Consider the following 23,897-nt stretch of genomic DNA (forward strand, 5'->3'; position numbering starts at 1 on the left):
CACGCATGAGCAGCGCAACTGCACATAGGGAACCCCGGGCCTATCACCTGCCCGAGGAGCCGCACCTCCACGAAGGCCACAGCACCATGCTGGGCTTCTGGATGTATCTGATGAGCGACTGCCTCATCTTCGCCATCCTCTTCGCCACCTATGCGGTGCTGGGCGGCAGCTATGCCGGCGGGCCGGGGCCAAAGGACCTGTTCGACCTGCCCCTCGTCGCGCTCAACACCGCGATGCTGCTCTTCTCCTCGATCACCTATGGCTTCGCCATGCTGGCGATGGAGAAGAACAGGGTCAGCGCCACGCAGGGCTGGCTGGTCGTCACGCTGCTGTTCGGCGGGGCGTTCCTGTTCATCGAACTCTACGAATTCGCGCACCTCATCCATGAGGGCGCGGGTCCGTGGCGTTCGGCGTTCCTGTCCTCCTTCTTCACGCTGGTCGGAACGCACGGGCTGCACGTCACCTTCGGTTCGATCTGGCTGGTCACGCTGATGGTGCAGGTCGCGAAGAAGGGCCTGATCCCTGCCAACAAGCGGCGGCTGATGTGCCTGTCGATGTTCTGGCACTTCCTGGACGTCATCTGGATCGGCGTCTTCACCTTTGTCTATCTGATGGGAGTGCTCCGGTGAGCGATGCCGTCCATCCGCACGGTGGCCACGACCACCATCATGACGATCATCATGACGCCCATTCGCACGGCAGCTTCGGCAGCTACATGATCGGTTTCGGCCTGTCGGTGATCCTGACGGCCATTCCCTTCTGGCTGGTGATGAGCGGCGCGCTGAACGACCCGCAACTGACGGGCATCGTCATCATGGGCTTCGCCGCGGTCCAGGTCGTCGTCCACATGATCTACTTCCTGCACATGAACACCCGCGTCGAAGGCGGCTGGTCGTTCATGGCGATGATGTTGACGGTGGTGCTGGTCGTCATCGTCCTGTCCGGTTCCCTGTGGGTCATGTATCATCTGAACGCGAATATGATGCCGCACGCGCAGATGGAGATGGACATGGGTCCGACCCAGGAAATGCGCGTCATGCACAATATGAGCGAGATGCCGTGACAACGGGCCAAGACGGGGAGCGCTCCCGGCGCTCCCCGGCCTTTCCGATCGGCCTGACGCTGATCGCCCTCTTCTTTTTTGCCGGATTTTGCGCACTGGGCGCCTGGCAGGTCCAGCGCCTCGCCTGGAAGCGCGACCTGATCGCCCGCGTCGATGCGCGAATCCATGCCGCCCCCGTCCCCGCTCCCCGCATGGCCGCAAAGGCCGACGAATATCGGCGCGTCAGGATTTCGGGGCGTTTCCTCCATGACAAGGCCGCGCTGGTGCAGGCCGTCACGGTGCGCGGCGCCGGTTTCTGGGTGCTGACGCCGCTCGTCACCGATCGGGGCTTCACGGTCATCGTCAATCGCGGCTTCGTGCCGCCCAACAGGCGACGGGACTATATGCGTCCTCCGGGCGAAGCGCGGATTTCGGGACTGCTGCGGCTCAGCGAACCGGGCGGCGGGTTCCTGCGCTCCAACGATCCGGCAGGCGACCGCTGGTTCTCCCGCGATGTGGCCGCCATCGCAGCAGCGCGCGGGATCGGGCGGCCGGTGGCCGATTATTTCATCGACGCCGATGCGGCGGCCGATCCCGGCGCCTTGCCTGTCGGCGGCCTCACCATCGTCGCCTTTCCGAACAATCATCTGCAATATGCGATCACATGGTTCGCACTGGCGGCAATGGTCGCGGGCGCGTACATATTCGTGATGCGCCAGGAGCGGAAAGACCGCCGGGGATGAACCGGAACCTGCCGATCAGCACCCTCTGGCAACCCAGCCAGTGGCCTGCCGACGCCGCGGGCCGCAAGAATCTGGCGCTGCTGGTGCAGTTGCGCTGGCTGGCGATCGCGGGGCAGCTCATCACTATCCTCGCCGTGCATTTCATCATGGGCATCCGCCTGCCCATCGCCCCGATGCTGCTGATCGCGGGCATGGCGATATTGATGAACGGCCTCAGCTTCGGCGCGCTGCGCAAGCGGACCGACGTGTCCCATGCCGAACTGTTCCTGTCGCTGCTGTTCGACGTGCTGCTGCTGACGGCGCAGCTCTATCTTTCAGGGGGGGCGACCAATCCCTTCATCTCGCTCTATCTGGTGCAGGTGGCGCTGGGGGCGGTGCTGCTCGACCGGTGGAGCATCTGGGGCATCGTCTTCGTCTCTGCGCTCTGTGCGGGGCTGCTGGCGCTGCATTACCGGCCGCTGGACCTGAACGGCGCGCTGGAAGGCCATTTGTTCGACCTGCATATCGTCGGCACATGGATATGCCTTACCATGATCGCCGTGCTGCTGGTGCTGTTCGTGCTGCCGGTGACGCGCAACCTCCAGGCGCGGGACGCCTATCTCGCCCGGTTGCGTCAGCAGGCGGCGGAGGAGGAGCATATCGTCCGCATGGGCCTGTTGGCGTCGGGCGCGGCGCATGAACTGGGCACCCCCCTCTCCCAGCTTGCGGTGGTGCTGGGCGACTGGCGGCACATGCCGGAGATCACGGCCCACCCCCCGCTGGTCGAGGAAGTGGCGGAGATGCAGGCGGCGGTCCAGCGCTGCAAGGAGATCGTCACCGGCATCCTCCTGTCCTCCGGCGAGGCGCGGGGCGAGGCGCCGGAAGTGACCAATGTGCGCGATTTCATAGAGGGCATCGCCATGGAGTGGCGCAGGGCGAATCCCGGCATGCCGCTGCGCTGCGATTTCGGGCCGCATGACTATCCCCGCATCGTGGCCGATCCGGTGATCCGGCAGGCGATCGGCAATCTGCTCGACAATGCGCGGGAGGCGGGCGCGACCTATATCGACCTGCTGGCGGGGCGCGACAGCAGTTCGCTCAACATCGCGGTGCGCGACAATGGCAGCGGCTTTTCGGAGGCGATGCTGGAGGATTTCGGCAAGCCCTATCGATCGAGCAAGGGCAAGGAAGGCCATGGCCTGGGCCTGTTCCTTGTGGTCAATGTGGTGCGCAAGCTGGGCGGCAGCGTCAGCGCGAGCAACGGCGCGGACGGCGGGGCGCTGATCCTGCTGCGGCTGCCGCTGGGCACGGTGGCGCTGGAAGAGGAGACGGCCCGATGACTGAGCGCCTGCTGGTGATTGTCGAGGATGACGAGGCGTTCGCCAGAACGCTCAAGCGCTCCTTCGAACGGCGCGGCTATACGGTGCTGGCGGCCGACAGCCATGCGGCGCTGGAAACGGTGCTGGCGGGCAGCAGGCCCGGCTTCGCCGTGGTCGACCTGAAGCTGGGCGCGGAATCCGGCCTCGTCTGCGTGCAGACATTGCATGCCCATGATCCGGCGATGGTGATCGTCGTCCTGACCGGCTTCGCCAGCATCGCGACGGCGGTGGAGGCGATCAAGCTCGGCGCGTCCAACTATCTCGCCAAGCCGTCCAACACCGACGACATAGAGGCGGCCTTCGCGCGTTCCGCCGGCGACCCTTCCACCCCCCTCGCGCCCCGCCCGACGTCGATCAAGACGCTGGAATGGGAACATATCCATGAAGTGCTGAAGGACAGCGACTTCAATATCTCCGAAGCGGCACGGCGATTGGGCATGCACCGGCGCACGCTGGCAAGGAAGCTGGCGAAGCGGCAGGTGGGTTGAAGAGGATATGGGGTGGATGGCGGTCGGCGCGGCCGTTGGCGACAGGAGTTGATGCCCGCCATTGACCGGTTCGCGATTCGCCGGTCGCCACTGGCCGGTTCGCGGCTGGCCCATCAGGAACGCGCCCGGGGCGAACTCGACATAGCCGTCATGATGTCAGGAATCTGGAGCGGGTGAAGGGAATCGAACCCTCGTCGTAAGCTTGGGAAGCTTCTGCTCTGCCATTGAGCTACACCCGCCGGGGTGAAACGCGGCTTAGCCTTTGATCCCAATGCCGTCAACGAGGTCGCAGCGGAGAATTTCAGAGGTCGGCATAGGGCGCATCGCCATCGCGGGCCGGTATCGCGCCCCGGCGGCCGATATTCCAGCCGGCCAGGCGATGACCCGCAAGCGCCGCCTCGCGCGCCGAACGACCGGCGAGGCGGGCATGGAGATAGCCGCCGTTGAACGCATCGCCAGCGCCGCTCGAATCGACGACGGAGAGCCTGGCGGGCGGCGCGACGATCTGCCCATCCACCAGACAGCCGTCGGCGCCCAGTTTCACCACGATCTCGCGGCCTTCGCCAGCGCCCCAGCGGCGGGCCGCATCCTCGACATCGTCCGCCTCGCCCATTTCGACCTCATCGGCCAAAGTGGGCAGACCCATGTCGCTGAGCGCGATGGCACGGTCGCGCCAGTGGCGCGCGGTCGCGGCATCGGGCCAGAGCCGGGCGCGGTAATTGCCGTCGAACGCCACCTTGCCCCCCTTTGCGCGAACCGCCGCGCACAGGGCGAACAGCTTTTCGCGCGCTTCCTCGGACAATATCGCAAGCGTGATCAGGGAAAAATAGAGCAGTTCCGATCCAGCCGCTTCTTCCACCATGGCGGCGCTTTCCGGCAGGTCGAACATGCGCCTGGCGGCCGCCTCTCCCCGCCAATAGTGGAAGCTGCGTTCGCCCTGCGCATCGGTCTCTATCGCGTAAAGGCCCGGCAGCTTTCCCTCGGCGGAGAGCAGCAGCGACGTGTCGACGCCCTCTGCTTCCCAGGCTGCGCGCAGTTCAGCGCTCATCGGATCGGCGCCGATCGCGCTCGCAAAGCGCACATGGTCGCCACAACGGGCGAGATGGATCGCCGTGTTGATGACGTCGCCGCCATAGCGCAGGTTCCAGCCCCCACCCGATCCAACCTGGCCCGATCCAACCTGGCCCGAACCGAACCCGTCCGACGCGCGGCTCAGTTCCAGCATCGCTTCGCCCACGACGGTGATTCCTGCTGTCTTGCCCATATGCGTTCCGTCTTCCTGGCCATCCTTGCCGAAGGCGCCTCCTTGGCGCGGAGGGCACGGCGAAGTCAATGCCGCGCCCGGCCCGGCACGCCGGACAATCGCTTTCGCAAGCGGAACGTCCGGAACGCATGCGCGTTGTGGACGACGAACATGTCAATTCGACGGGAACCCCTCATGAGCACGGCGGCACCGGAAGGATCTGGAAACCGCTTCGAGCTGCTGGTCCAGAACGTCACCGACTATGCCATCTACATGCTCTCCGCCAACGGCATCGTCGTCAGTTGGAATGCCGGCGCGCGGCGCTTCAAGGGCTATGAGGCCGATGAGATCATCGGTGAGCATTTCTCCCGCTTCTACACGCCGGAGGATCAGGCGGCCGGCCTGCCCGCGCTTGCGCTGGACACCGCCGAAAATGCCGGCCGGTTCGAGGCGGAGGGATGGCGCGTGCGCAAGGACGGCTCCCGCTTCTGGGCGCATGTGGTCATCGATCCCATCCGCGAACCCGGCGGCCAGCTTATCGGCTTCGCCAAGGTCACCCGCGACCTGACCGAACGCCGCGCGGCGGAGGAGGAATTGCGCCGCAGCGAGGAACGGTTCCGCCTGCTGGTGCAGGGCGTGACCGACTATGCCATCTACATGCTGGACCCCATTGGGACGATCACGAGCTGGAATCCGGGGGCCGAACGCTTCAAGGGCTATACGACCGAAGAGATATTGGGCCAGAATTTCGCGCGCTTCTATTCGGAAGAGGACCGCATGGCCGGCCTGCCATCCCGGGCGCTGGACACGGCAGCGCGCGAAGGCCGGTTCGAGGCGGAGGGATGGCGCATCCGCAAGGACGGCTCCCGCTTCTGGGCGCATGTCATCATCGATACGATCCGCAGCGCCGCCGGCGAATTGATCGGCTTCGCCAAGATAACGCGCGACCTCACCGAACGGCGGGAGACGCAACTGGCGCTCGAAGAAGCGCGGGAGGCGGTGTTCCAGGCGCAGAAGATGGAGGCCATCGGCAAGCTGACGGGCGGTGTCGCCCATGATTTCAACAATCTGCTGGCCGTGATCGTCGGTAGTCTGGACCTGGCGCGGCAGCGGCTGGCGACCGGGGCGGACGTGTCCCGCTATATCGACAACGCGATGACGGCGGCGGAACGCGGGGCGACGCTGACGCAGCGCATGCTGGCCTTTGCGCGCAAGCAGGAACTGAAGTTGCGGAGCGTCGATTGCGTGGCGCTGGTGCGGGACATGGCCGACCTCCTGAAGACGACGCTGGGCAGCGGGATCGCCATCGAAACCCGCTTTCCCCTGCATCTGAGCGCCGCCCATGCCGATCCGGCCCAGCTTGAACTGGCGCTGCTCAATCTGGCGGTGAACGCCAGGGACGCCATGGCCGGCGACGGACGGATCATCATAGAAGGGGTGGAGGCCACTCTGCCCAAGGCGCAACGCCCCGGACTGGAGGGCGGCCCCTATGTGCGCCTGTCCGTCATCGATGAGGGCGAGGGCATGGACGCAGCGACGCTGGAGCGGGCGCGCGAACCCTTCTTCACGACAAAGGGCGTCGGCAAGGGCACGGGCCTTGGCCTGTCGATGGTGCACGGCTTTGCCGAACAATGCGGCGGTTCCCTGACCATCGTCAGCGAACCGGGCCAGGGAACCACGGTGTCGCTGTGGCTGCCGATGGCGCCCGCCGAACCGGCGGAGGTGGCCGTGGCCGACATTCCCGATGCCCTTGCCCTGGCGCTGACGGAGCCGCTGGTGATCCTGGCCGTCGACGATGACGATCTGGTGCTGACCAACACCGCGGGCATGCTGGAGGAACTGGGGCACACGGTATTCCAGGCGACGTCGGGACCGGATGCGCTGCGCATATTGGAACAGGGCAGCGTCGACCTGGTGATCAGCGACTATGCCATGCCGGGCATGACCGGCACGCAGCTGGCCGACGAGATCGAGCAAAGGCTGCCCGGCCTGCCGGTGGTCATCATCACGGGTTTTGCCGAACTGCCGCCGAACATGACGCAACGGCCCCGACTGGACAAGCCGTTCAAGCAGGCGGAACTGGCGCGCATCGTGACCGCAGTGGCGCAGGACCACCAGAAGCTCGTCAGGCTGGCCGCCCATCCGGACGATCTGTAGAGCGGCGATCTTTACCAAAGCTTGACGAAACAGGCGTAAAACAGGGATTTTCCTGTTCTCGCCCCTTGCATGCGCCGGGGAGTTCGCCAAAGAGACATGAACCTTGTCCCTCCCCTGTCCACCCGCTCGCAGGATCGCATGAACACGCAAGCCGCGCCGACTTCCCATTTCTACACGTCGCTGCGGATGCGCCTGCACTATCTGGACTGGGGCAACAGCGCCGCGCCGACGCTGGTTCTGGTGCATGGCGGCTTCGACCATTCGCGGAGCTGGGACTGGACGGCACGGGCGCTGGCGAAGGATTATCACGTCGTCGCGCCCGACCTGCGCGGCCATGGCGACAGCGCCTGGTCGGCCGAGGGTTCCTACATGATGGCGAACTATGTCTACGACCTGGCGCAGTTGATCGAGCAACTGGGCCGGGAGCCGGTGATATTGGTCGGCCATTCGCTGGGCGGATCGATCGCGCTGCGCTATGCCGGGCTGTTCCCGGAAAAGGTCGCCAGGATCGTCGCCATAGAGGGACTGGGCCTGTCGCCGGGCCGGATCGAGGAACAGTCGCAAAAGGCCGAGCCCGACCTATGGCTGCAATGGATCGAGAAGCGGCGGAACCGGGCGCGTCAGGCACGGCGGCATTATCCGACCCTGGAGGCAGCCGTCGCGCGCATGCGGGAACGCAACGACCATCTGTCGGTCGAACAGGCGATGCACCTCACCATCCACGGCGTCAATCGCAACGAGGATGGCAGCTATCGCTGGAAATTCGATCCCTATCTTCACGATGCGGCGCCCCAGGCCTGGTCGGACATGGACCTGCCGCAATTCTGGAAGCGGATCACATGCCCGACGCTGCTGTGCCTTGGGCTGGATAGCTGGGCGTCCAATCCGGTGAAGGATGGGCGCGCCGCGCATTTCCGGGATGCCCGGCTGGTCGAATTCGCGGATGCCGGTCATTGGCTGCACCATGACCAGTTCGACCGCTTCATCGCGGAACTGCGCGCCTTCCTGTGACCCGGCCATTCGGAATTTCAACCCTCACCCCGGCGAAAGCCGGGATGAGGGTATGAAGGGCGCCGCCTGGAGCCAATCGACATTCAGAAGATGACGAGCCGAGCCGAAGGCCACCGAAGGTAAAATGGTGGTTTTCCGTGACCCGGAGCGCAGCCTACTCAAAGTAGGTGAGCACTGGAAGCTCGGAAAAGCGTCATTTGCAGGCCGTCAGGGCTGAATGTCGATTGGCTCTAGAGCAGATTCCGATCCGATTGCATCGGCTCGACTGCTCTAAGTTTTTGTTTTGTCGCGTTTTCCGAGTCAGCAGATGATTCCATCTGCTTGGAAAACGCTCTAGGCCGTAGTGACATTTTAGGGATTCACGACGGTTTGGATTTGTGATTCAAGGCTGGCTTTTGGAGGCTGGCGTGGAAGGCGAAGTGCTGCGGGATGATCAGTGGGAGCGGCTGCGGGAGTTCGTTCCGGGCGGGCGCAAGGGCAAGCGCGGTCCTCGCAGTGACGGACGGTTGTTTCTTGACGCCTTGCTCTGGCTGGCGCGTTCAGGGGGACGCTGGCGCGATCTACCGGAGAAGTTCGGTCCCTATCAGACCGCCAAGCGGCGTTATTATCGCTGGGTCGAGCAAGGCGTGATCGACCGGATCTTCGAGGCTGTGTCGGATGATCCCGACATCGAATGGCTGGCGATCGATGCGACGGTGATCCGCGCCCAGGCCCAGGCGGCTGGGGCACGGGTAAAAAGGGGGGCGCTCAAGCCCAGGCTCTCGGACGATCGAGAGGCGGGTTCGGCACCAAGATCCATGCCGTAGTCGATGCCTTGGGCTTGCCGATCCGCTTCATCCTCGGCCCCGGACAGCAAAACGACATGGCGCCCGCCTGCGATCTGATCCGCGGCATCCCGGCTGGCAAGGTTCTGGCTGATCGGGCCTATGACGCCGACAGTTTGCACGATCTCATCTACGAGCAAGGCGGCGAGCCGGTCATCCCACCTCGCCGCCATCGCAAATATCAGCACCACTATGATCGCATCGCCTACAAACAGCGTTGGGGCATCGAGGGCTTCTTCGCCAAGCTCAAGCAGTGGCGCCGTATCGCAACACGCTATGACAAACTCGCCGCAAACTTCCTCGGCTTCGTCAAACTCGCCAGCATCATGCTATGGCTCAAATGATTAAATCGTCACTACTGCCTAGGCTCCGAAGGCGGCGACGGCTGCCTGATATTCCGATTTCAGTTGCGCGATGAAGGTCGTGGCGGACTGAACCTTGCGGATCGCGCCGATCCCCTGACCCGCGCCCCAGACATCGCGCCACGCCTTCTTGTCGCCGCCCGCGTCGCTGGAGAAATCCATTTCCGACGCCTTGGGCAGCTTGTCGGCGTCCAGACCTGCCGCGGCGATGCTGGGGCGCAGATAATTGCCGAGCACGCCGGTGAAATAATCCGAATAGACGATGTCCGCCGCGCCGCTGTCGACGATCATCTGCTTATAGGCCGGTTCGGCATTGGCCTCCTCCGTCGCGATGAAGGGGGAACCCATATAGGCGAAGTCAGCCCCCATCATCCGCGCGGCCGCGATCGACCGGCCCGTGGCGATCGCGCCCGACAAGGCCAGCGGCCCGTCGAACCAGGCCCGGATTTCCTCCACCAGCGCGAAGGGCGACAGGGTGCCGGCATGCCCGCCCGCCCCCGCCGCGACGGCGATCAGGCCATCCGCGCCTTTCTCGATCGCCTTGCGCGCGAAGACATTGTTGATGACGTCGTGCAGCACGATGCCCCCATAGCTGTGCACCGCCCGGTTCACATCCTCCCGCGCGCCCAGCGACGTGATCACGATGGGCACGCGATATTTGACGCAGAGGGCGAGATCCTCCTCCAGCCGGCTGTTGGTCCTGTGCACGATCAGGTTGACCGCGAAGGGGGCGTCCCTGTCCGTCAGCGCCTCGTTCAATTGCTGGAGCCATTGTTCGAATACCCCGGACGGACGGGCATTGAGCGAGGGAAAGGAACCCACGATCCCGGCACGGCACTGGGCGATCACCAGCGCAGGCTGGGAGATGATGAACATCGGCGAACCGATCAACGGCAGGGACAAACGGCCTTCCAAAAATGCCGGCAAGCTCATGGGCGAAGCCTCTCCTTCATGATTTCCAGGACGGCGCTATCATTTACACGGGCGGCTAAAAAGGCGGAATCTTGGCGCGGTTGGCGGGAGAGCGGCATCTTCCGCAATGCCGTAGGGTCAAGGATGATCGCTCTTCTGATGATTACGGTCCTGCCGAACCGGAAATCGCAGGGTTTGGCGGGAAGGATCAATAAGGGACGTCAGGCACATGATGCTCCCGCGAAGGCAGGAGCCATGGCGGGACCGCCAACGTCCGCCCCCTACCCGCCATGCCCTGGCGGGGCGCGGGGGCGTCAATCCCCCACGATCTTGAGCAGCCGCCGTTCCACCGGCGCGAGTATCCCCTGCAGTTCCGCGCCGCGCTTCAACACGTGCCCGGCCTCCCCGATCAGCGCCCACATGCCCTGGCGGTTGCGCAGGGAGGGGCGTTTTTCGATGCGGAATTCCGGCCGCTCGGCGGAGCGGCGGAAGGCGGAGAAGATCGCGGCTTCGCGCCCCAGGTCGATGGCATAGTCGCGCCAATGGCCCGCCGCGACCATGCGGCCGTAAAGATCCATGATCCGCTGGAGTTCGAGACGATCGAAACCGGTCTGACTGGCCGCCCCCCTTGCACCCTGGGCCGCTTGCGACGGGAACGGCGTCACGTTGCTCATCAGGCGCGGCCACGCTCCTTGACCAGGCGAACGTCATCCACGGGCGCACCGCCCCGTTCGGCAAGCAGTTCGGCCACGCGCTTCTGCAACTGGTCGATTTCAAGCTGGAGCAGTTCCAGCTTCTGCTTTTCCGGATCGACGCAGTCGGAGCATGGCGTGCCATAGGGCAGGAATTCGCGCTGATAGGCCGTCACGTCGACCAGCATGGGCCGCGCGGGAATGCCGACCATGGTCGCGCCTTCCTTCACATCCTTGGTCACCACGGCATTGGCGCCGATGCGGGCGCGGGCGCCGACGCGGACGGGGCCCAGAACCTGAGCGCCGGAACCGACGATCACGCCGTCTTCCAGTGTCGGATGGCGCTTGCCCGCGATGCCGTTGGCGGGATCGGTCCCGCCCAGCGTCACGTTCTGATAGAGGGTGACGTCGTTCCCGATCTCCGCCGTCTCCCCGATCACGGTGAAGCCATGGTCGATGAAGAAGCGCTTGCCGATGCGGGCGCCGGGATGAATGTCGTTGCCGGTCAGGAATCGCGAAAAATGATTCACCGCACGGGCCAGGAAATAGAGCCGCGCGCGGTAGAGGCGGTGCGCCACGCGGTGGAAAGCCAGCGACCAGACGCCCGGATAGAGCAGGATTTCAGCGCGCGAGCGCGGGGCAGGGTCGCGTGATTTGACCGAGTCCAGATAAGCAATAAGATTGCGCAGCATGAAGCGCCCCTGATGAAACCGACCAGACGGTACATAAGCGCAAAAGGATGAATTTTCCAGATGGCGGGCTATTTCGGCTTCGCCCGATAAAACAGAAAGTTTCTTGGCGGCCCGTGATATACCAATCAAGGCGGTAGACAATCATAACAGGAACCAATGAATGATCGACATCTTTATCGCCCATTTCGGCGAAATCCTGCCTTTCATTCTCATCGGTTTCGGCGCCCAGATGATCGACGGCGCTTTGGGCATGGCCTATGGCGTCATTTCCAGCACGCTGCTTCTGGCGCTCGGCGTGCCGCCCAGCAGGGCATCGGCCAGCGTCCATGCGGCGGAAACCTTCACCACCGGGGTGTCGGCCATCAGCCACATCATCCATCGCAATGTCGACTGGCGCCTGTTCGCGCGCCTCATCATTCCGGGCGTGATCGGCGGGGTGGCGGGCGCCTATCTCCTGTCCAATGTGGACGGGGCGATGATCAAGCCGTTCGTCCAGGCCTATCTGACGGCCATCGGCATCTATCTGGTGTGGCGGGGCTTTCATTATCCGCCCCAGGCGCGCAACCCCAAATGGGTGGGGCCCCTGGGCCTGGTCGGCGGCTTCATGGACGCCACCGGCGGCGGCGGCTGGGGGCCCGTGGTGACGTCGAACCTGCTGATCCAGGGGTCTAGCCCCCGGCACACCATCGGCACGGTCAACAGCGTCGAATTCATCCTGACCACCTCCATCAGCATCACATTCCTGCTGCATCTGGGGTGGGAAACCTTCACCACCTACACGGTCGGCCTGCTGATCGGCGGCGTGATCGCGGCCCCGTTCGGCGCGATGCTGGCCCGGCACGTCTCGCCCCGGACGCTGTTCATCGCCGTGGGATCGATCCTGACCCTCACATCCTTGTTCGGCGTGGCCAAATGGCTTGGATATATCGGCTAAGACAATTATATTGGGCTTTCCAATCGAGGAAGGCGATCAATGTCGAGTTACATGCCGACGCTCAAGCAGCTGCAATATCTGGTGGCGCTGAAGGAGCATGGCCATTTCGGCAAGGCGGCGGATAGCTGCTTCGTCACCCAGTCGACGCTGTCGGCCGGCATTCGCGAGCTGGAATCGCTGATCGGCATCACGCTGGTCGAGCGGACGCGCCGGGTGGTGCGGTTCACCGCCCTGGGCGACCGCATCGTGGAAAAGGCGCACCGGGTGCTGCGCGAAGCCGAAGAACTGGCCGCCATTGCCGAAGCGTCGGGAAAGCCGCTGACCGGCGAACTGCGGATGAGCGTCATTCCCACCATCGCGCCCTTCCTGCTCCCTCGCCTGCTGCCCAGGTTGCGGGGCGAACGGCCGGAACTGAAGCTGTACCTGCGGGAGGAAACGACGCAGGCCGCCATCGAATCGCTGCGGCACGGCAATGTGGATTGCGTGCTGCTCGCCCTGCCCTTTCCCACCGGCGAGCTGGACAGCGAATTTCTGTTCCAGGACCGGCTTTATGTCGCCTTTCCCCGGGACGATCCGCGCGATCCGCCCGAATGGATCGCGCCGGAAATGATCGATGAAACCAAGCTGCTGCTGCTGGAGGATGGGCACTGCCTGAAGGATCACGCGCTGGCCGCGTGCAACCGGCCGGAAATCCGGGCGAGCGCCATGATGATGGGCACGTCGTTGCATACGCTGGTGCAGATGGTGGACAATGGCCTGGGCATGACGATCATGCCGGAAATGGCGATTGCGAGCGGCCTGCTCGACCATACGCAGATCACCGCCCGGCCGCTCCGGTCGGAACGGGCCCATCGCGACATCGCCCTGGTGTGGCGCAAGAACAGCCCGCGCGACAAGGAATTCCGGCTGCTGGCGGAATTGCTGCGCGACGCGGCGGACTTGCCGGAGGTCAGCGCGGCGGCCTAGGCTCAGGACCCATTGGCGGGCGATGGCTGGAGAGAAACATGCTGTTCCCGCAAAAGCGGGAACAGGGCAGATTTTTGCTCAACGCTTCCAGCTCTCGGCCTTCGCATCATCCTCGACGCGGGCTTCGACCCATTCCGTCCGGTCCGCGAAATGTTCCTTCTTCCAGAAGGGCGCCCGGGATTTCAGCCAGTCGATGAGGAAGGCGCAAGCCTCCAGCGCGGCGGTGCGGTGGCGCGACGCCGTGCCGACGAACACGATGCGCTCGCCCGGTTCCAGCCGACCGAAGCGATGGATCACCCGAACCCCCAGCAGGGGCCAGCGGTCGCTCGCCTCCGCGACGATGCGTTCGACCTGCGCCATCGTCATCGCCGGATAATGTTCCAGTTCGAGCGCGACCAACCCGCCTTCCCCCCGAACGATGCCGGTGAAGCTGGCTACGCCGCCGCCGCCGCTGGCCTCCAATGCGGCCAGTTCCACCGCCGGATCGAAATCCTCGGCCTGGATGGAGACGCGGTTCATCCGCCCGTGACCGGCGGGAAGATCGCCAGTTCCTTCGCGTCCCCGATCGGGCTGTCCATCGGCACGAAATGCTGGTCCAGCGCCGCGCGCAGCCTGTCCGGCCGGGCGAACGCCTCGGCATAACCGCCGCCCCGCGCGGCCAGCGCGGCGATCAACGTGGCGACGGTGGCATCGGCGGCAGGCCGCTCCACCCGCTCCTCATCCCGGCCGATGGCCTCCCGGACCCAGGCGAAATAGACGAGCGTGAGGTCGGCCATGGTTCAATCCATATGCTTGATGCCGACGCGCAGATAGTCCCAGCCCGTGACCAGCGTCAGTATCGCCGCCGCCCAGAGCGTGGCGATGCCGACCAGTTGCACGAACGGAAATTGCGGTACGGCGCCGGCGAGAATCAGCGCGCCCAGCGCGATGAGCTGGAAGGTCGTCTTCCATTTGGCGAGGCGCGACACCGGCACGGAAACCTGGAGCCCGGCCAGGAATTCGCGCAGGCCCGAAACCGCGATCTCGCGCAGCAGGATGATCATCGCGGCGGCGATATGGATGCCCGAAATGTCGCGCGTGGCCGACAGCATCAGGATCACCGCCCCCACCATGATCTTGTCCGCTATGGGATCGAGGAAGATGCCCAGTTTCGATACGGCGCCCTGAGCGCGGGCGAGGTAGCCGTCGAAATAATCGGTGATCCCCATCAGGCAATATAGCGCGAAGGCCAGCATATAGCCGGTCGTCCAGCGCGCGCCGATCTCCGCCGGCCACAACAGGGCGACCAGCAGCGGCACGGTCAGGATGCGCGAAAGCGTCAGCAGATTGGGCAGCGTCAGCATGGCGGCGGACTGCCACAGTCGGGGCCGGCGCACAAGCGGATGCGCAACATGGGAGAGGACGGACGGCAAGGTTTCGCGCAGAGGGGTTGTGCTGACCCGTCTTCTATCGCTAGACCCCGCCACGCTCATCCACAGCGAAGAAGACCCCCTCGCCCATGCAAGCCTCTCTAAGGCTCCTCAACAAGCGACGTTTTCTGCCGCTTTTCATCACTCAGCTCCTTGGCGCCTTCAACGACAACCTGTTCAAGAACGCGATGGTGCTGTTCGTCGTCTATACCGTCTATAATGACGAGAAGTCGGAAACCTGGTTCAGCGCGCTGGCGACCGGCGTCTTCATCCTGCCCTTCTTCCTGATGTCCGCCCTGTCGGGCCAGCTGGCCGACCAGCGGGACAAGGCGGCGATCATCCGCATCGTCAAGGCCGCCGAAATCGTCATCATGGCGGTCGGCGCGGCCGGGCTGGCGCTGATCTGGAGCGGGATCGCGGTCCACCTGCTCGCCATTCCGCTGCTGCTGGTCGCGCTGTTCGCCATGGGGGTGCATTCGACCTTCTTCGGGCCGATCAAATATGCGATCCTACCCCAGCACCTGCATGACGAGGAAGTGCTGGGCGGAACCGGCCTGGTCGAGGCCGGAACCTATATCGCCATCCTTGCCGGGACCATATTGGCCGGGATTATCCCCGTGCAGGCGGCGGCGGTCTGCATCATCCTGACGGCGGTGATAGGCTGGCTGGCGGGGCGCAACGTGCCCCCCGCGCCGTCGCTGCTGGAGCGGCAACCGATCGATTTCCACATCATCCGATCCTCGATCGCGCTGGTGCGGGGAACGATGCACATCCGGCGGCTCTACCTCGCCATCATGGCGATCAGCTTTTTCTGGGCGGTCGGCACGGTGCTGTTCATCCAGTTCCCGCCGCTGGTCAAGAATGTGCTGAGCGCCGACAAATCCGTCGCCAGCCTGTTCCTGGGCATTTTTTCCATCGGCATCGCCATCGGGTCGGTGGCGATCAACCGGTTGCTGAGCGGCCATGTGTCGGCCCGATATGCGCCCGCCTCCGTCATCGGCATGGGGATCAGCATCGTCGCCTTCCACATCGTTTGCGACCTCTGGATGGCGGGATCGGATGGGAAGATGCTCTCGCTGGCGGGATTCCTCTATCACCCGCTGGCGATCCCGCTGTCGCTCTGCCTGCTCTGCGTGGCGACCTTCGGCGGGATGTTCGTGGTGCCGCTCTACGCCTTCCTCACCACGACGGTCGAAAAATGCGAGGCGGCGCGAACCGTCGCGGCGAACAATATCGTCAATTCAGGGGCGATGGTGCTGGGATCGCTGCTGACCATCAGCCTCAGCATCGCGGGCCTTTCCGTGGTGAACCAGTTGCTGCTGGTGGCGGCGCTGTGCCTGCCCTGCGCATGGATCGCCTGGACGCTGCACAAGGCATGCGATTGACGGTGCGTGGCTGATAAGAAGCGATTAAAAGATAAAGCTGTAGAAGGCCGTGAAGAAGGCACCGAAGCTCAGCACAAACAGTTTCCAGTCATTGTCGTCGGAAACCGGCGGGCGTTCGCGCGCGGCGGGGGCCGGTTCGACGACGCGCAGGACATGGCGCGGCAACCGCTGGCGGAACGGATGGCGCGCCGACTCGCTCGTCAGGACTAGAGGTCTGCTTCTCATGACGCACAGGTTAAGAGATTCTTTACCTTTTGGAATATCGCGATTTAAAGTTAACCCCCGATTGTCCCGCGACGGGACACGCTTGACCGTGTCAGGCAAATAACACAGCATGACCGAAGCGATGAAAGATCCCCTGCCCCTTTCCGACCCTGACGCCCTGCCCCGCGCCTTCGGCGCCGGACCGCCCAGCGCCTTCGCGCCGCCGCGGCCATGGAAGCGCCGGGTGCAGATAGCCGGATGGGTGGTCGCGGCGCTGCTGGCGCTGTTGATGATCCTCATCGCCTGGCTCGCGGTGACGGCGCCCATGTCCCGATCCCTGAAGCCCATCGCGCCCCCCAGCATCAGCCTGATGTCGGCGGACGGCCATCTGATCGCGCGGCGCGGCGCGATCATCGACAAGCCCGTCACCGTCGCGGCCCTGCCCAAGCATGTGCCGCAGGCCTTCATGGCGATCGAGGACCGGCGATTCTATGACCATTGGGGCGTCGATCCACGAGGCATAGCGCGGGCGGCCTGGCACAATCTCTGGTCCAGCGGCTCCTCCCAGGGCGGCAGCACGATCACGCAGCAGCTTGCCAAGGGCGTGTTCCTCTCCAGCGACCGGACCTTCGGGCGCAAGGCGCGGGAGGCGCTGATCGCCTTCTGGCTGGAGGCATGGCTGACCAAGGACCAGATATTGGAGCGCTATCTGTCCAACGTCTATTTCGGGGACAATGTCTATGGCCTGAGGGCCGCGTCCCTGCACTATTTCAACCGCCAGCCGGAACGGTTGACCATCCCCCAGGCGGCGATGCTGGCGGGGTTGCTGAAGGCGCCATCCCGCCTTGCGCCGACCACCAATTTGAAGGGCGCGCGCGACCGCGCCGCCCTGGTGACGCAGGCGATGGTCGAGGCAGGCTACATCACCAAGGCGGAACGCGACGCCCTGCCCCCGGCGCGGCTCAACGTGCATGAAGCGCCCGATCCGACCAGCGGCACCTATTTTGCGGACTGGGTGCTGCCGCAGGCGCGGGACAGGGCCGGCGCGGTCTATGGCGCGCAGAATGTGGCCACCACGCTCGACTGGCGCATCCAGCGGCTGGCGGAGGCCGCGATCCGCCGCGCCCCGCTGGGCAAGGCGCAGGCCGCCCTGGTCGCGATGAAGCCCGATGGCAGCGTGGTCGCGATGGTCGGCGGCAGGAATTACGGCGAAAGCGCCTTCAACCGCGCCGTCCAGGCGAAGCGGCAACCGGGTTCCACCTTCAAGCTGTTCGTCTATCTCGCCGCCTTCCGGGCCGGCATGACGCCCGACGACTTCATCGAGGACACGCCGATCACCACGGGCAGCTATCGCCCGGCCAATCATGGCGGCAAATATCGCGGGCGGATCACATTGCGGCAGGCCTTCGCCGCGTCCAGCAATGTTGCCGCGGTACGGCTGACGCAGAAGGTGGGCGTCGACAATGTCATCAAGGTGGCGCGCGATCTGGGCGTGACGGCCCCCTTGACGGAGGATTTGAGCCTGGCGCTCGGCACGTCGGAAATACCGCTCGTCGAACTGACGGAGGCTTATGCGGCGGTGGCGGCGGGCGCCTATCCGGTGCTGGCGCACGGCCTGCCGCCGGAGGAGCAGGGCTGGTTCGACCGGCTGATGAGCCGCCAGAAGCATTTCAGCGACGACCAGTTGGAGATGATCCGCGACCTCCTGTCCTCCGCCGCCAATCGCGGCACCGGCAGCGCGGCCGCGCTTCGCACCAGCACCTTCGGCAAGACGGGGACGACGCAGGACAGCCGCGACGCGATCTTCGTCGGCTATGCGGGCGGGCTGGTGACGGCGGTGTGGATCGGCAATGACGATAATACGCCCCTGCCCGGCGGCGCGGCGGGCGGCGGCGTGCCCGCCCGCATCTGGCGGACCTTCATGGCGGGCGCGATCAACGAGCCGGTCGAGGATGCGCCGGAGGAAAGCAGGGACAGCGATCTGGTCAACGCCATAGCCAATGTCGCGACGGAGGCCGGGCTCGGCAATATGAGCGTGGGCCTGGATACGGAGGGGGTGACGGTGAATATCGGCGGCGGCCAGCTTCGCCTGCCCATCGACCAGCCGCAGGGGCCGCCGCCCGGCGTGCCCGGACCGCAGCCGGGCGCACCGCAGCCGGGCGCGCCGCCGCCGCGCGTGATCGTTCCGGCCGGTCCCGGGACCACCGATCAACAGCCCTGATGGCGGCGGAATGGATGCGCGCCTGCCTGCGCCGCCACATGCAATATTTTCCCGGCAGCGCCATGCACGACCCCTTCCGCCCTTTCTCCTGAACGCATCCTGCCCTACATGGATCGGAATGAGCGCCCCCCTCTACAACAAGGACATTTTGCGGCTGGCCGCGAACATACCCCATCACAAGCGGCTGCCCGACGCGCAGGCCAGCGTCGAGAAGCGCTCGCCCACTTGCGGGTCGCGCGTGACCGCCGACGTCAGGATGGAAGATGGCCGGCTGGCCGATATGGGGCTGGACGTGAAGGCCTGCGCGCTGGGGCAGGCCTCCGCGGCGCTGATGGCCGCGCAGGCGATCGGCCTCACCGCCGGCGAACTGGCGGAGGCGCGGGACCGGCTGACCGCCTATCTGGCGGGGGAAAGCGATGAGCTGGATTTCTGGCCGGGGCTGGCCGTGCTCGCGCCCGCCCGCGATTATCCGGCCCGCCACGCCTCCATCCGGCTGGGCTTCGAAGCCATTGCCGAAGCCGCGCGCATGGCCGACGCCTGATGCAGGGGCAGACTGGGCCAACTGCTGCGGTACCTGTTTCCGCCACCGATATATTGTTGTCGGAAGGCGTGATCCTGCTGGGCGCGGCAGTGCTGTTCGTCATGCTGTTCCGTCGCCTTGGGCTGGGCGCCGTGCTGGGCTATCTGGTTGCGGGCGCTCTTGTGGGTCCGCAGGGCCTGAGGCTTGTTGGCGGAGCGGAATCGAAGCTCGCCATAGCCGAGATCGGCATCGTGCTGCTGCTGTTCCTGGTGGGCCTCGAACTGCATCCGGCCCGGCTCTGGCGGCTGAAGCGCGACATCTTCGCGCTCGGCATGGCGCAGGTGGTGCTGTGCGGATGCGCGCTGACGGCGATCATCTTCTACACGACCGGCTTCACCTGGGGGGCGGCCATTGCGCTGGGGCTGCCGCTGGCGCTTTCCTCCACGGCGCAGGTGCTGCCCGGCCTCAAGAGCAGCGGCCGGATCAATTCGCCCTTTGGTGAAAGGGTGTTCTCGATCCTGCTGTTCCAGGATCTTTCCATCGTCCCGCTGATCACCATCGTCGCCGCGCTGTCCCGCAACCCGGCCGATGCGGCCGGTCCGCCGGGATGGCTGATGGCGGGCTATACGGTGGCCGCCATCGCCGGGCTGGTCCTGACGGGCCGCTTCATCCTGCGCCCCCTGCTCCATCTGGTCGGGCGGCTGGGGGAGCGGGAGCTGTTCGTCGTCGTCGGCCTGTTCACCGTGCTGGCGGCGGCCGCGCTGATGCACGCGCTGCATCTTTCGACCGCCCTCGGCGCCTTCGTGGCGGGCGTGATGCTGGCCGATTCGCCCTATCGCCATGAGATAGAGGCGGATGTCGAACCCTTTCGCTCGATCCTGCTCGGCCTGTTCTTCCTGGCGGTCGGCATGGTGCTGGACCTGCATGCGGTGGCCGCCAATCCGCTGTTCGTCATCGGCATGGCGGCGATATTGGTGCTGACCAAGGCGGCGCTGATCACCGGCCTTGCCCGATTGTTCGGTATGGAATGGAACCAGGCCATCGGCTCCGGCCTGCTGCTGAGCCAGGGGGGCGAATTCGGCTTCGTGCTGTTCGCGCAGGCGCAGAGCGCCCTGCTGATCGCTCCCCAGGCCGCCAGCCTGTTCAGCGCCATCGTCACCTTCTCCATGGCGACGACGCCCTTCCTGATGCTGTTCGCGCGCAAGCTGGAATTCGCCAGGCCCAAGGCGAAGCCGGACCTGCCCACGCCCGAGGAGGCGCCGCGCGGCACGGCGATCATCGTCGGCTATGGCCGTTTCGGGCAGACCGTCGCGCAGATGCTGATGGGCCATGGCTTCGGCGTCGTGCTGATCGACAAGAAGCCGTCGCAGATCGAAGTGTCCAGCCGCTTCGACATGAAGGTCTATTATGGCGACGGCACGCGCATCGACCTGCTGCGCCGTTCTGGCGCGGAAGAGGCGCGGCTGATCGCCTTCTGCATCGACGATCCTTCGCTCGACGGGCGGGTGCTGGAACCGATAGCCGAGGCTTTTCCGCAGGCGGCGCTGGTGGTACGCGCCTTCGACCGGCGGCAGTTGCTGGCGCTCAAGGACATGGATCTGGCCGGCGTCGTGCGCGAAGTGTTCGAATCCGCCATCTGCATGGGCGTTCTGGCGATGCAGGCGCTTGGCGTTCCGCCGGAAGAGGTCGAGGAAGTGGAGCGTCAATATCGCCGCAATGACGAACAGCGCATGGCGCTCCAGATGGAGCATGGCAATCTGATGGCGGCGAAGGAGCTGATGTATCGGCCCGGCAGGCAAATGCGCCTGCTGGCGCGCGGCGATGGGGAGGAAGAGGCATGATCGCGGTTCTGGCTGCATTATCGGCGGCCGTGGCGATAGCGGCGGGTGCCTTCGGCGCGCATGGCGCGGCCAGCCCGCAGGCGGCGGAGTGGCTGCGCACCGGCGGGCTCTATCAGCTCGTCCATGCGGTGGGCGCGCTCGCCATCATGGGGGTGGCGCGGGGTCCGGCGGCGCTGCATCTTGGCGGAGCGGCGATCTTCGCCTTCACCCTCTACGCCATGGCCCTGGGCGCTCCCAAATGGCTGGGCGCGGTCACGCCCGTCGGAGGGACGCTGATGATCGCCGGCTGGATATGGGCGGCGTGGATCTACTGGCGCGGCTGACGGACCGCGCCCGCCACTTGCCCCCGCATTAACCCAGGCTTAGATTGAACCCATGGCCGACCATCATCATCACGACCATCACGAACCGTCGAGCGACAGTCTCGCGGATGCCGCCCGCGCCACGCTGGAGGCGAGCCAGGAACAATGGACGCCGATGCGCGCGGCCATTTTCGATGCGCTGGCGGCGGAGGAAACCCCCGCATCCGCCTATGACATAGCCGACAGCGTATCCAAAGCGCGGGGCAAGCGGGTGGCGCCCAACAGCGTCTATCGCATCCTCGACCTGTTCGTGAACAACAACATCGCGATGCGGGTGGAAAGCGCCAATGCCTATATCGCCAATGTGCATCCGGGCTGCCATCACGACTGCATCTTCCTGGTATGCACCCGCTGCAGGCAGGCGACGCATGTCGACGACGACAAGGTGACCGACAAGGTCCGCGCAGTGGCCCGGGGCGAGGGTTTTCAGCCGGATCGCCCCGTCATTGAGATATTGGGCATCTGCGCCAAATGCGCCGCGTGATGGCGTTGCGCTTTCGCCCGGAACGGCCCAGAGCATTTTCGAAGCGGATGCGATCTGCTGACTCGGAAAATGCGGCAAGCAGGGAACTTCCTGCGTTCGGGAGTCTATGTCTTTCATGAACGATCGTCCTTCCACCCCGCTGCTCGACCAGGTCGTCTGGCCGGCGGACCTGCGCAAGCTGCAACCGGGCCAGCTTCGGCAACTGGCCGACGAGCTGCGGCAGGAGGTGATTTCCGCCGTCGGCGTGACCGGCGGTCATCTGGGTTCCGGCCTGGGCGTGGTGGAACTGACGACCGCCATCCATTATGTGTTCGATACGCCGAACGACAGGCTGGTCTGGGACGTCGGCCATCAATGCTATCCGCACAAGATCCTGACCGGACGGCGCGACCGCATCCGCACGCTGCGTCAGGGCGGCGGCCTCAGCGGCTTCACCAAGCGGGCGGAGAGCGAGTTCGATCCCTTTGGCGCGGCGCATAGCTCGACCTCGATCAGCGCGGCTCTCGGCTTTGCCGTGGCGAACAGGATGAAGGGTCAGCCCGGCAAGGCGATCGCCGTCATTGGCGACGGCTCCATGTCGGCGGGCATGGCCTATGAGGCGATGAACAATGCGCGGGAGGCCGGAAACCGGCTGATCGTGATCCTGAACGACAACGACATGTCGATCGCGCCGCCGGTCGGCGGGCTGTCGGCCTATCTGGCGCGGCTGGTGTCGAGCCGGGAGTTCCTTGGCCTGCGCGACCTTGCCAAGCGGCTGGCCCGGCGGCTGCCCCGCCCCCTTCACAATGCGGCGCGCAAGACCGACGAGTTCGCGCGCGGCATGGCGATGGGCGGCACGCTGTTCGAGGAACTGGGCTTCTATTATGTCGGCCCCATCGATGGGCATAATCTCGACCAGTTGATCCCGGTGCTGGAGAATGTCCGCGATGCGGCGGAGGGGCCATGCCTCGTCCATGTCGTGACGCAGAAGGGCAAGGGCTATGCCCCGGCGGAGGCGGCGGCGGACAAATATCATGGCGTGCAGAAGTTCGACGTCATCACCGGCGCGCAGGCCAAGGCGCCTCCCGGTCCGCCCAGCTATACCGGCGTCTTCGCCCAGGCGCTGATCGCGGAGGCGGAACGCGACCCGGCGGTATGCGCGATCACCGCCGCCATGCCGTCGGGAACGGGGCTGGACAAGTTCGGCGCCGCCTTTCCCGACCGGACGTTCGACGTCGGCATTGCGGAACAGCATGCCGTGACCTTTGCCGCGGGGCTTGCCGCGCAGGGCATGCGCCCCTTCTGCGCCATCTATTCGACCTTCCTGCAACGCGCCTATGATCAGGTCGTCCATGACGTGGCGATCCAGAATCTGCCGGTGCGCTTCGCCATAGACCGGGCCGGGCTCGTCGGTGCCGACGGATCGACCCATGCGGGCAGTTTCGATGTGACCTATCTTGCCAGCCTGCCCAATTTCGTCGTCATGGCGGCAGCGGACGAGGCGGAACTGGTCCATATGGTCCACACCTGCGCCCTGCACGACGATGGGCCGATTGCGGTGCGCTACCCGCGCGGCAACGGCACGGGCGTCGCCCTGCCCGCCACGCCGGAAAGGCTGGAAATCGGCAAGGGCAGGATCGTGCGGGAAGGACGGCAGGTCGCGATCCTGTCTCTCGGAACCCGGCTGGAGGAGGCGCTGAAGGCGGCGGAAACGCTGGAGGCCAAGGGACTGTCCACGACCGTGGCCGACCTGCGCTTCGCCAAGCCGCTGGACGAAGCGCTGATCCGCAGGTTGCTGACCACGCATGAGGTTGCCGTCACCATAGAGGAAGGCTCGGTCGGCGGGCTGGGCGCGCATGTGCTGACATTGGCAAGCGATCAGGGGTTGATCGACAACGGTCTCAAGCTGCGCACCATGCGCCTGCCCGACATCTTCCAGGATCAGGACAAGCCGGAAAAGCAATATGCCGACGCCCGCCTGGACGCGAGCGCCATAGTCGACACGGTGCTGACGGCCCTGCGTCATAACAGCGCCGGGATCGGAACCGAAGTCCGGGCATAATAAGCA

General features: G+C 65.2%; 26 protein-coding genes and 1 tRNA gene. 18 read left to right on the forward strand and 9 right to left on the reverse strand.

Annotated elements, in window-relative coordinates:
• Nucleotides 1-5 precede the first annotated feature (5 nt).
• The 6 genes from cyoC to TZ53_RS27800 are packed head-to-tail and all read left to right on the forward strand — an operon-like array spanning nucleotide 6 to nucleotide 3,808.
• Nucleotides 6-629 carry a cytochrome o ubiquinol oxidase subunit III gene (gene cyoC / locus TZ53_RS20065; protein WP_025551291.1) on the forward strand — a complete coding sequence of 208 codons (624 nt, stop codon included), beginning with the start codon at nucleotides 6-8 and terminating at the stop codon, nucleotides 627-629.
• Nucleotides 626-1,063: a cytochrome o ubiquinol oxidase subunit IV gene (gene cyoD, locus TZ53_RS20070; RefSeq protein WP_025551292.1), complete on the forward strand. Its 438-nt coding sequence runs from the start codon at nucleotides 626-628 to the stop codon at nucleotides 1,061-1,063. The genes cyoC and cyoD overlap by 4 nt, the downstream gene beginning before the upstream one ends.
• A complete protein-coding gene (locus tag TZ53_RS20075; RefSeq protein ID WP_044662484.1) occupies nucleotides 1,060-1,785 on the forward strand; it encodes an SURF1 family protein in 726 nt (241 codons plus the stop codon). Before cyoD ends, TZ53_RS20075 begins: the two co-directional genes overlap by 4 nt.
• Entirely contained in the window at nucleotides 1,782-3,104 is a 1,323-nt protein-coding gene (locus TZ53_RS20080) for an ATP-binding protein (RefSeq protein ID WP_044662485.1), read from the forward strand. The genes TZ53_RS20075 and TZ53_RS20080 overlap by 4 nt, the downstream gene beginning before the upstream one ends.
• Nucleotides 3,101-3,631, forward strand: coding sequence for a response regulator transcription factor (locus tag TZ53_RS20085; protein WP_044662486.1), 531 nt, complete (start codon nucleotides 3,101-3,103; stop codon nucleotides 3,629-3,631). Before TZ53_RS20080 ends, TZ53_RS20085 begins: the two co-directional genes overlap by 4 nt.
• A gap of 51 nt (nucleotides 3,632-3,682) precedes the next feature.
• Nucleotides 3,683-3,808: a hypothetical protein gene (locus tag TZ53_RS27800; protein WP_262857361.1), complete on the forward strand. Its 126-nt coding sequence runs from the start codon at nucleotides 3,683-3,685 to the stop codon at nucleotides 3,806-3,808.
• Here the strand turns inward: TZ53_RS27800 and TZ53_RS20090 are convergent.
• Nucleotides 3,797-3,870 (reverse strand) — tRNA-Gly (locus tag TZ53_RS20090). The genes TZ53_RS27800 and TZ53_RS20090 overlap by 12 nt on opposite strands.
• A gap of 62 nt (nucleotides 3,871-3,932) precedes the next feature.
• Nucleotides 3,933-4,895, reverse strand: coding sequence for a sugar kinase (locus TZ53_RS20095; RefSeq protein WP_044662487.1), 963 nt, complete (start codon nucleotides 4,893-4,895; stop codon nucleotides 3,933-3,935).
• Between the two features lie 174 nt (nucleotides 4,896-5,069).
• On the opposite strand from TZ53_RS20095, the gene TZ53_RS20100 reads away from it, so the two are divergent.
• The 3 genes from TZ53_RS20100 (at nucleotide 5,070) to TZ53_RS20110 (ending at nucleotide 9,210) form a co-directional block, all read left to right on the forward strand.
• Nucleotides 5,070-7,031 (forward strand): hybrid sensor histidine kinase/response regulator, encoded by a 1,962-nt coding sequence (locus tag TZ53_RS20100; protein ID WP_044662488.1) that lies wholly within the window; start codon nucleotides 5,070-5,072, stop codon nucleotides 7,029-7,031.
• Between the two features lie 138 nt (nucleotides 7,032-7,169).
• Nucleotides 7,170-8,042: an alpha/beta fold hydrolase gene (locus TZ53_RS20105; protein ID WP_044662489.1), complete on the forward strand. Its 873-nt coding sequence runs from the start codon at nucleotides 7,170-7,172 to the stop codon at nucleotides 8,040-8,042.
• A gap of 407 nt (nucleotides 8,043-8,449) precedes the next feature.
• Nucleotides 8,450-9,210, forward strand: a protein-coding gene (locus tag TZ53_RS20110) for an IS5 family transposase (protein ID WP_099185988.1) whose coding sequence is annotated in 2 segments (ribosomal slippage) — nucleotides 8,450-8,774 and nucleotides 8,774-9,210 — 762 coding nt in all. Because the reading frame shifts where the segments join, the coding sequence is not laid out codon by codon here.
• 18 nt (nucleotides 9,211-9,228) lie between these two features.
• On the opposite strand, the gene TZ53_RS20115 is transcribed toward TZ53_RS20110, so the two are convergent.
• The 3 genes from TZ53_RS20115 to epsC all read right to left on the reverse strand — a co-directional run bounded on the left by TZ53_RS20115 (nucleotide 9,229) and on the right by epsC (nucleotide 11,524).
• Nucleotides 9,229-10,161, reverse strand: a complete 933-nt coding sequence (locus TZ53_RS20115; RefSeq protein ID WP_044662490.1) for an NAD(P)H-dependent flavin oxidoreductase — start codon at nucleotides 10,159-10,161, stop codon at nucleotides 9,229-9,231.
• Between the two features lie 293 nt (nucleotides 10,162-10,454).
• Nucleotides 10,455-10,814: a DUF2794 domain-containing protein gene (locus TZ53_RS20120; RefSeq protein WP_044662491.1), complete on the reverse strand. Its 360-nt coding sequence runs from the start codon at nucleotides 10,812-10,814 to the stop codon at nucleotides 10,455-10,457.
• Nucleotides 10,814-11,524: a serine O-acetyltransferase EpsC gene (gene epsC, locus TZ53_RS20125; RefSeq protein ID WP_044662492.1), complete on the reverse strand. Its 711-nt coding sequence runs from the start codon at nucleotides 11,522-11,524 to the stop codon at nucleotides 10,814-10,816. Before epsC ends, TZ53_RS20120 begins: the two co-directional genes overlap by 1 nt.
• A gap of 160 nt (nucleotides 11,525-11,684) precedes the next feature.
• On the opposite strand from epsC, the gene TZ53_RS20130 reads away from it, so the two are divergent.
• Both TZ53_RS20130 and TZ53_RS20135 read left to right on the forward strand, forming a co-directional pair.
• On the forward strand, nucleotides 11,685-12,458 hold the full coding sequence (locus TZ53_RS20130; protein WP_044662493.1) for a sulfite exporter TauE/SafE family protein: 774 nt from the start codon (nucleotides 11,685-11,687) through the stop codon (nucleotides 12,456-12,458).
• Nucleotides 12,459-12,497: 39 nt separating this feature from the next.
• The gene (locus TZ53_RS20135) at nucleotides 12,498-13,424 is read left to right on the forward strand and encodes a hydrogen peroxide-inducible genes activator (protein WP_025550038.1); all 927 of its coding nucleotides are present in this window, start codon (nucleotides 12,498-12,500) and stop codon (nucleotides 13,422-13,424) included.
• Nucleotides 13,425-13,502: 78 nt separating this feature from the next.
• Here TZ53_RS20135 and TZ53_RS20140 read toward each other — a convergent pair whose 3' ends face one another.
• The 3 genes from TZ53_RS20140 to pgsA are packed head-to-tail and all read right to left on the reverse strand — an operon-like array spanning nucleotide 13,503 to nucleotide 14,767.
• Entirely contained in the window at nucleotides 13,503-13,943 is a 441-nt protein-coding gene (locus tag TZ53_RS20140; RefSeq protein ID WP_044662494.1) for a molybdenum cofactor biosynthesis protein MoaE, read from the reverse strand.
• Nucleotides 13,940-14,200 (reverse strand): molybdopterin converting factor subunit 1, encoded by a 261-nt coding sequence (moaD, locus tag TZ53_RS20145; protein ID WP_044662495.1) that lies wholly within the window; start codon nucleotides 14,198-14,200, stop codon nucleotides 13,940-13,942. The genes TZ53_RS20140 and moaD overlap by 4 nt, the downstream gene beginning before the upstream one ends.
• 3 nt (nucleotides 14,201-14,203) lie before the next feature.
• Nucleotides 14,204-14,767: a CDP-diacylglycerol--glycerol-3-phosphate 3-phosphatidyltransferase gene (gene pgsA / locus TZ53_RS20150; RefSeq protein WP_025550041.1), complete on the reverse strand. Its 564-nt coding sequence runs from the start codon at nucleotides 14,765-14,767 to the stop codon at nucleotides 14,204-14,206.
• A 155-nt stretch (nucleotides 14,768-14,922) separates the two neighbouring features.
• On the opposite strand from pgsA, the gene TZ53_RS20155 reads away from it, so the two are divergent.
• Nucleotides 14,923-16,218 carry an MFS transporter gene (locus tag TZ53_RS20155; protein WP_044662496.1) on the forward strand — a complete coding sequence of 432 codons (1,296 nt, stop codon included), beginning with the start codon at nucleotides 14,923-14,925 and terminating at the stop codon, nucleotides 16,216-16,218.
• 24 nt (nucleotides 16,219-16,242) lie between these two features.
• On the opposite strand, the gene TZ53_RS20160 is transcribed toward TZ53_RS20155, so the two are convergent.
• Nucleotides 16,243-16,443, reverse strand: a complete 201-nt coding sequence (locus TZ53_RS20160; RefSeq protein ID WP_025550043.1) for a hypothetical protein — start codon at nucleotides 16,441-16,443, stop codon at nucleotides 16,243-16,245.
• Between the two features lie 109 nt (nucleotides 16,444-16,552).
• On the opposite strand from TZ53_RS20160, the gene TZ53_RS20165 reads away from it, so the two are divergent.
• The 6 genes from TZ53_RS20165 to dxs all read left to right on the forward strand — a co-directional run bounded on the left by TZ53_RS20165 (nucleotide 16,553) and on the right by dxs (nucleotide 23,891).
• The gene (locus TZ53_RS20165) at nucleotides 16,553-18,643 is read left to right on the forward strand and encodes a transglycosylase domain-containing protein (RefSeq protein ID WP_044662497.1); all 2,091 of its coding nucleotides are present in this window, start codon (nucleotides 16,553-16,555) and stop codon (nucleotides 18,641-18,643) included.
• Between the two features lie 118 nt (nucleotides 18,644-18,761).
• On the forward strand, nucleotides 18,762-19,184 hold the full coding sequence (locus TZ53_RS20170) for an iron-sulfur cluster assembly scaffold protein (protein ID WP_025550045.1): 423 nt from the start codon (nucleotides 18,762-18,764) through the stop codon (nucleotides 19,182-19,184).
• Nucleotides 19,184-21,004, forward strand: coding sequence for a monovalent cation:proton antiporter-2 (CPA2) family protein (locus TZ53_RS20175; protein WP_044662498.1), 1,821 nt, complete (start codon nucleotides 19,184-19,186; stop codon nucleotides 21,002-21,004). Before TZ53_RS20170 ends, TZ53_RS20175 begins: the two co-directional genes overlap by 1 nt.
• The gene (locus tag TZ53_RS20180; protein ID WP_025550047.1) at nucleotides 21,001-21,327 is read left to right on the forward strand and encodes a DUF423 domain-containing protein; all 327 of its coding nucleotides are present in this window, start codon (nucleotides 21,001-21,003) and stop codon (nucleotides 21,325-21,327) included. Before TZ53_RS20175 ends, TZ53_RS20180 begins: the two co-directional genes overlap by 4 nt.
• 52 nt (nucleotides 21,328-21,379) lie before the next feature.
• Nucleotides 21,380-21,850: a Fur family transcriptional regulator gene (locus TZ53_RS20185; RefSeq protein WP_025550048.1), complete on the forward strand. Its 471-nt coding sequence runs from the start codon at nucleotides 21,380-21,382 to the stop codon at nucleotides 21,848-21,850.
• A gap of 106 nt (nucleotides 21,851-21,956) precedes the next feature.
• A complete protein-coding gene (dxs, locus tag TZ53_RS20190) occupies nucleotides 21,957-23,891 on the forward strand; it encodes a 1-deoxy-D-xylulose-5-phosphate synthase (RefSeq protein ID WP_170825588.1) in 1,935 nt (644 codons plus the stop codon).
• Nucleotides 23,892-23,897: the final 6 nt, after the last annotated feature.

Source organism: Sphingobium sp. YBL2, from assembly GCF_000943805.1.
GTDB classification, from domain to species: Bacteria; Pseudomonadota; Alphaproteobacteria; order Sphingomonadales; family Sphingomonadaceae; genus Sphingobium; species Sphingobium fuliginis.

Excerpts from the sequence above, each read along its gene's own strand:
- TZ53_RS20095 (WP_044662487.1), bottom strand. The coding sequence starts at position 4,895 with ATGGGCAAGACAGCAGGAATCACCGTCGTGGGCGAAGCGATGCTGGAA.
- pgsA (WP_025550041.1), bottom strand. The coding sequence starts at position 14,767 with ATGCTGACGCTGCCCAATCTGCTGACGCTTTCGCGCATCCTGACCGTG.
- dxs (WP_170825588.1), top strand. The coding sequence starts at position 21,957 with ATGTCTTTCATGAACGATCGTCCTTCCACCCCGCTGCTCGACCAGGTC.
- TZ53_RS27800 (WP_262857361.1), top strand. The coding sequence starts at position 3,683 with ATGCCCGCCATTGACCGGTTCGCGATTCGCCGGTCGCCACTGGCCGGT.
- TZ53_RS20080 (WP_044662485.1), top strand. The coding sequence starts at position 1,782 with ATGAACCGGAACCTGCCGATCAGCACCCTCTGGCAACCCAGCCAGTGG.
- TZ53_RS20185 (WP_025550048.1), top strand. The coding sequence starts at position 21,380 with ATGGCCGACCATCATCATCACGACCATCACGAACCGTCGAGCGACAGT.
- TZ53_RS20130 (WP_044662493.1), top strand. The coding sequence starts at position 11,685 with ATGATCGACATCTTTATCGCCCATTTCGGCGAAATCCTGCCTTTCATT.
- epsC (WP_044662492.1), bottom strand. The coding sequence starts at position 11,524 with ATGCTGCGCAATCTTATTGCTTATCTGGACTCGGTCAAATCACGCGAC.
- TZ53_RS20180 (WP_025550047.1), top strand. The coding sequence starts at position 21,001 with ATGATCGCGGTTCTGGCTGCATTATCGGCGGCCGTGGCGATAGCGGCG.
- TZ53_RS20100 (WP_044662488.1), top strand. The coding sequence starts at position 5,070 with ATGAGCACGGCGGCACCGGAAGGATCTGGAAACCGCTTCGAGCTGCTG.
- TZ53_RS20175 (WP_044662498.1), top strand. The coding sequence starts at position 19,184 with ATGCAGGGGCAGACTGGGCCAACTGCTGCGGTACCTGTTTCCGCCACC.
- TZ53_RS20165 (WP_044662497.1), top strand. The coding sequence starts at position 16,553 with ATGACCGAAGCGATGAAAGATCCCCTGCCCCTTTCCGACCCTGACGCC.
- TZ53_RS20160 (WP_025550043.1), bottom strand. The coding sequence starts at position 16,443 with ATGAGAAGCAGACCTCTAGTCCTGACGAGCGAGTCGGCGCGCCATCCG.
- moaD (WP_044662495.1), bottom strand. The coding sequence starts at position 14,200 with ATGGCCGACCTCACGCTCGTCTATTTCGCCTGGGTCCGGGAGGCCATC.
- TZ53_RS20170 (WP_025550045.1), top strand. The coding sequence starts at position 18,762 with ATGAGCGCCCCCCTCTACAACAAGGACATTTTGCGGCTGGCCGCGAAC.
- TZ53_RS20135 (WP_025550038.1), top strand. The coding sequence starts at position 12,498 with ATGTCGAGTTACATGCCGACGCTCAAGCAGCTGCAATATCTGGTGGCG.
- TZ53_RS20105 (WP_044662489.1), top strand. The coding sequence starts at position 7,170 with ATGAACACGCAAGCCGCGCCGACTTCCCATTTCTACACGTCGCTGCGG.
- TZ53_RS20115 (WP_044662490.1), bottom strand. The coding sequence starts at position 10,161 with ATGAGCTTGCCGGCATTTTTGGAAGGCCGTTTGTCCCTGCCGTTGATC.
- TZ53_RS20155 (WP_044662496.1), top strand. The coding sequence starts at position 14,923 with ATGCAAGCCTCTCTAAGGCTCCTCAACAAGCGACGTTTTCTGCCGCTT.
- TZ53_RS20120 (WP_044662491.1), bottom strand. The coding sequence starts at position 10,814 with ATGAGCAACGTGACGCCGTTCCCGTCGCAAGCGGCCCAGGGTGCAAGG.
- TZ53_RS20085 (WP_044662486.1), top strand. The coding sequence starts at position 3,101 with ATGACTGAGCGCCTGCTGGTGATTGTCGAGGATGACGAGGCGTTCGCC.
- TZ53_RS20140 (WP_044662494.1), bottom strand. The coding sequence starts at position 13,943 with ATGAACCGCGTCTCCATCCAGGCCGAGGATTTCGATCCGGCGGTGGAA.
- cyoC (WP_025551291.1), top strand. The coding sequence starts at position 6 with ATGAGCAGCGCAACTGCACATAGGGAACCCCGGGCCTATCACCTGCCC.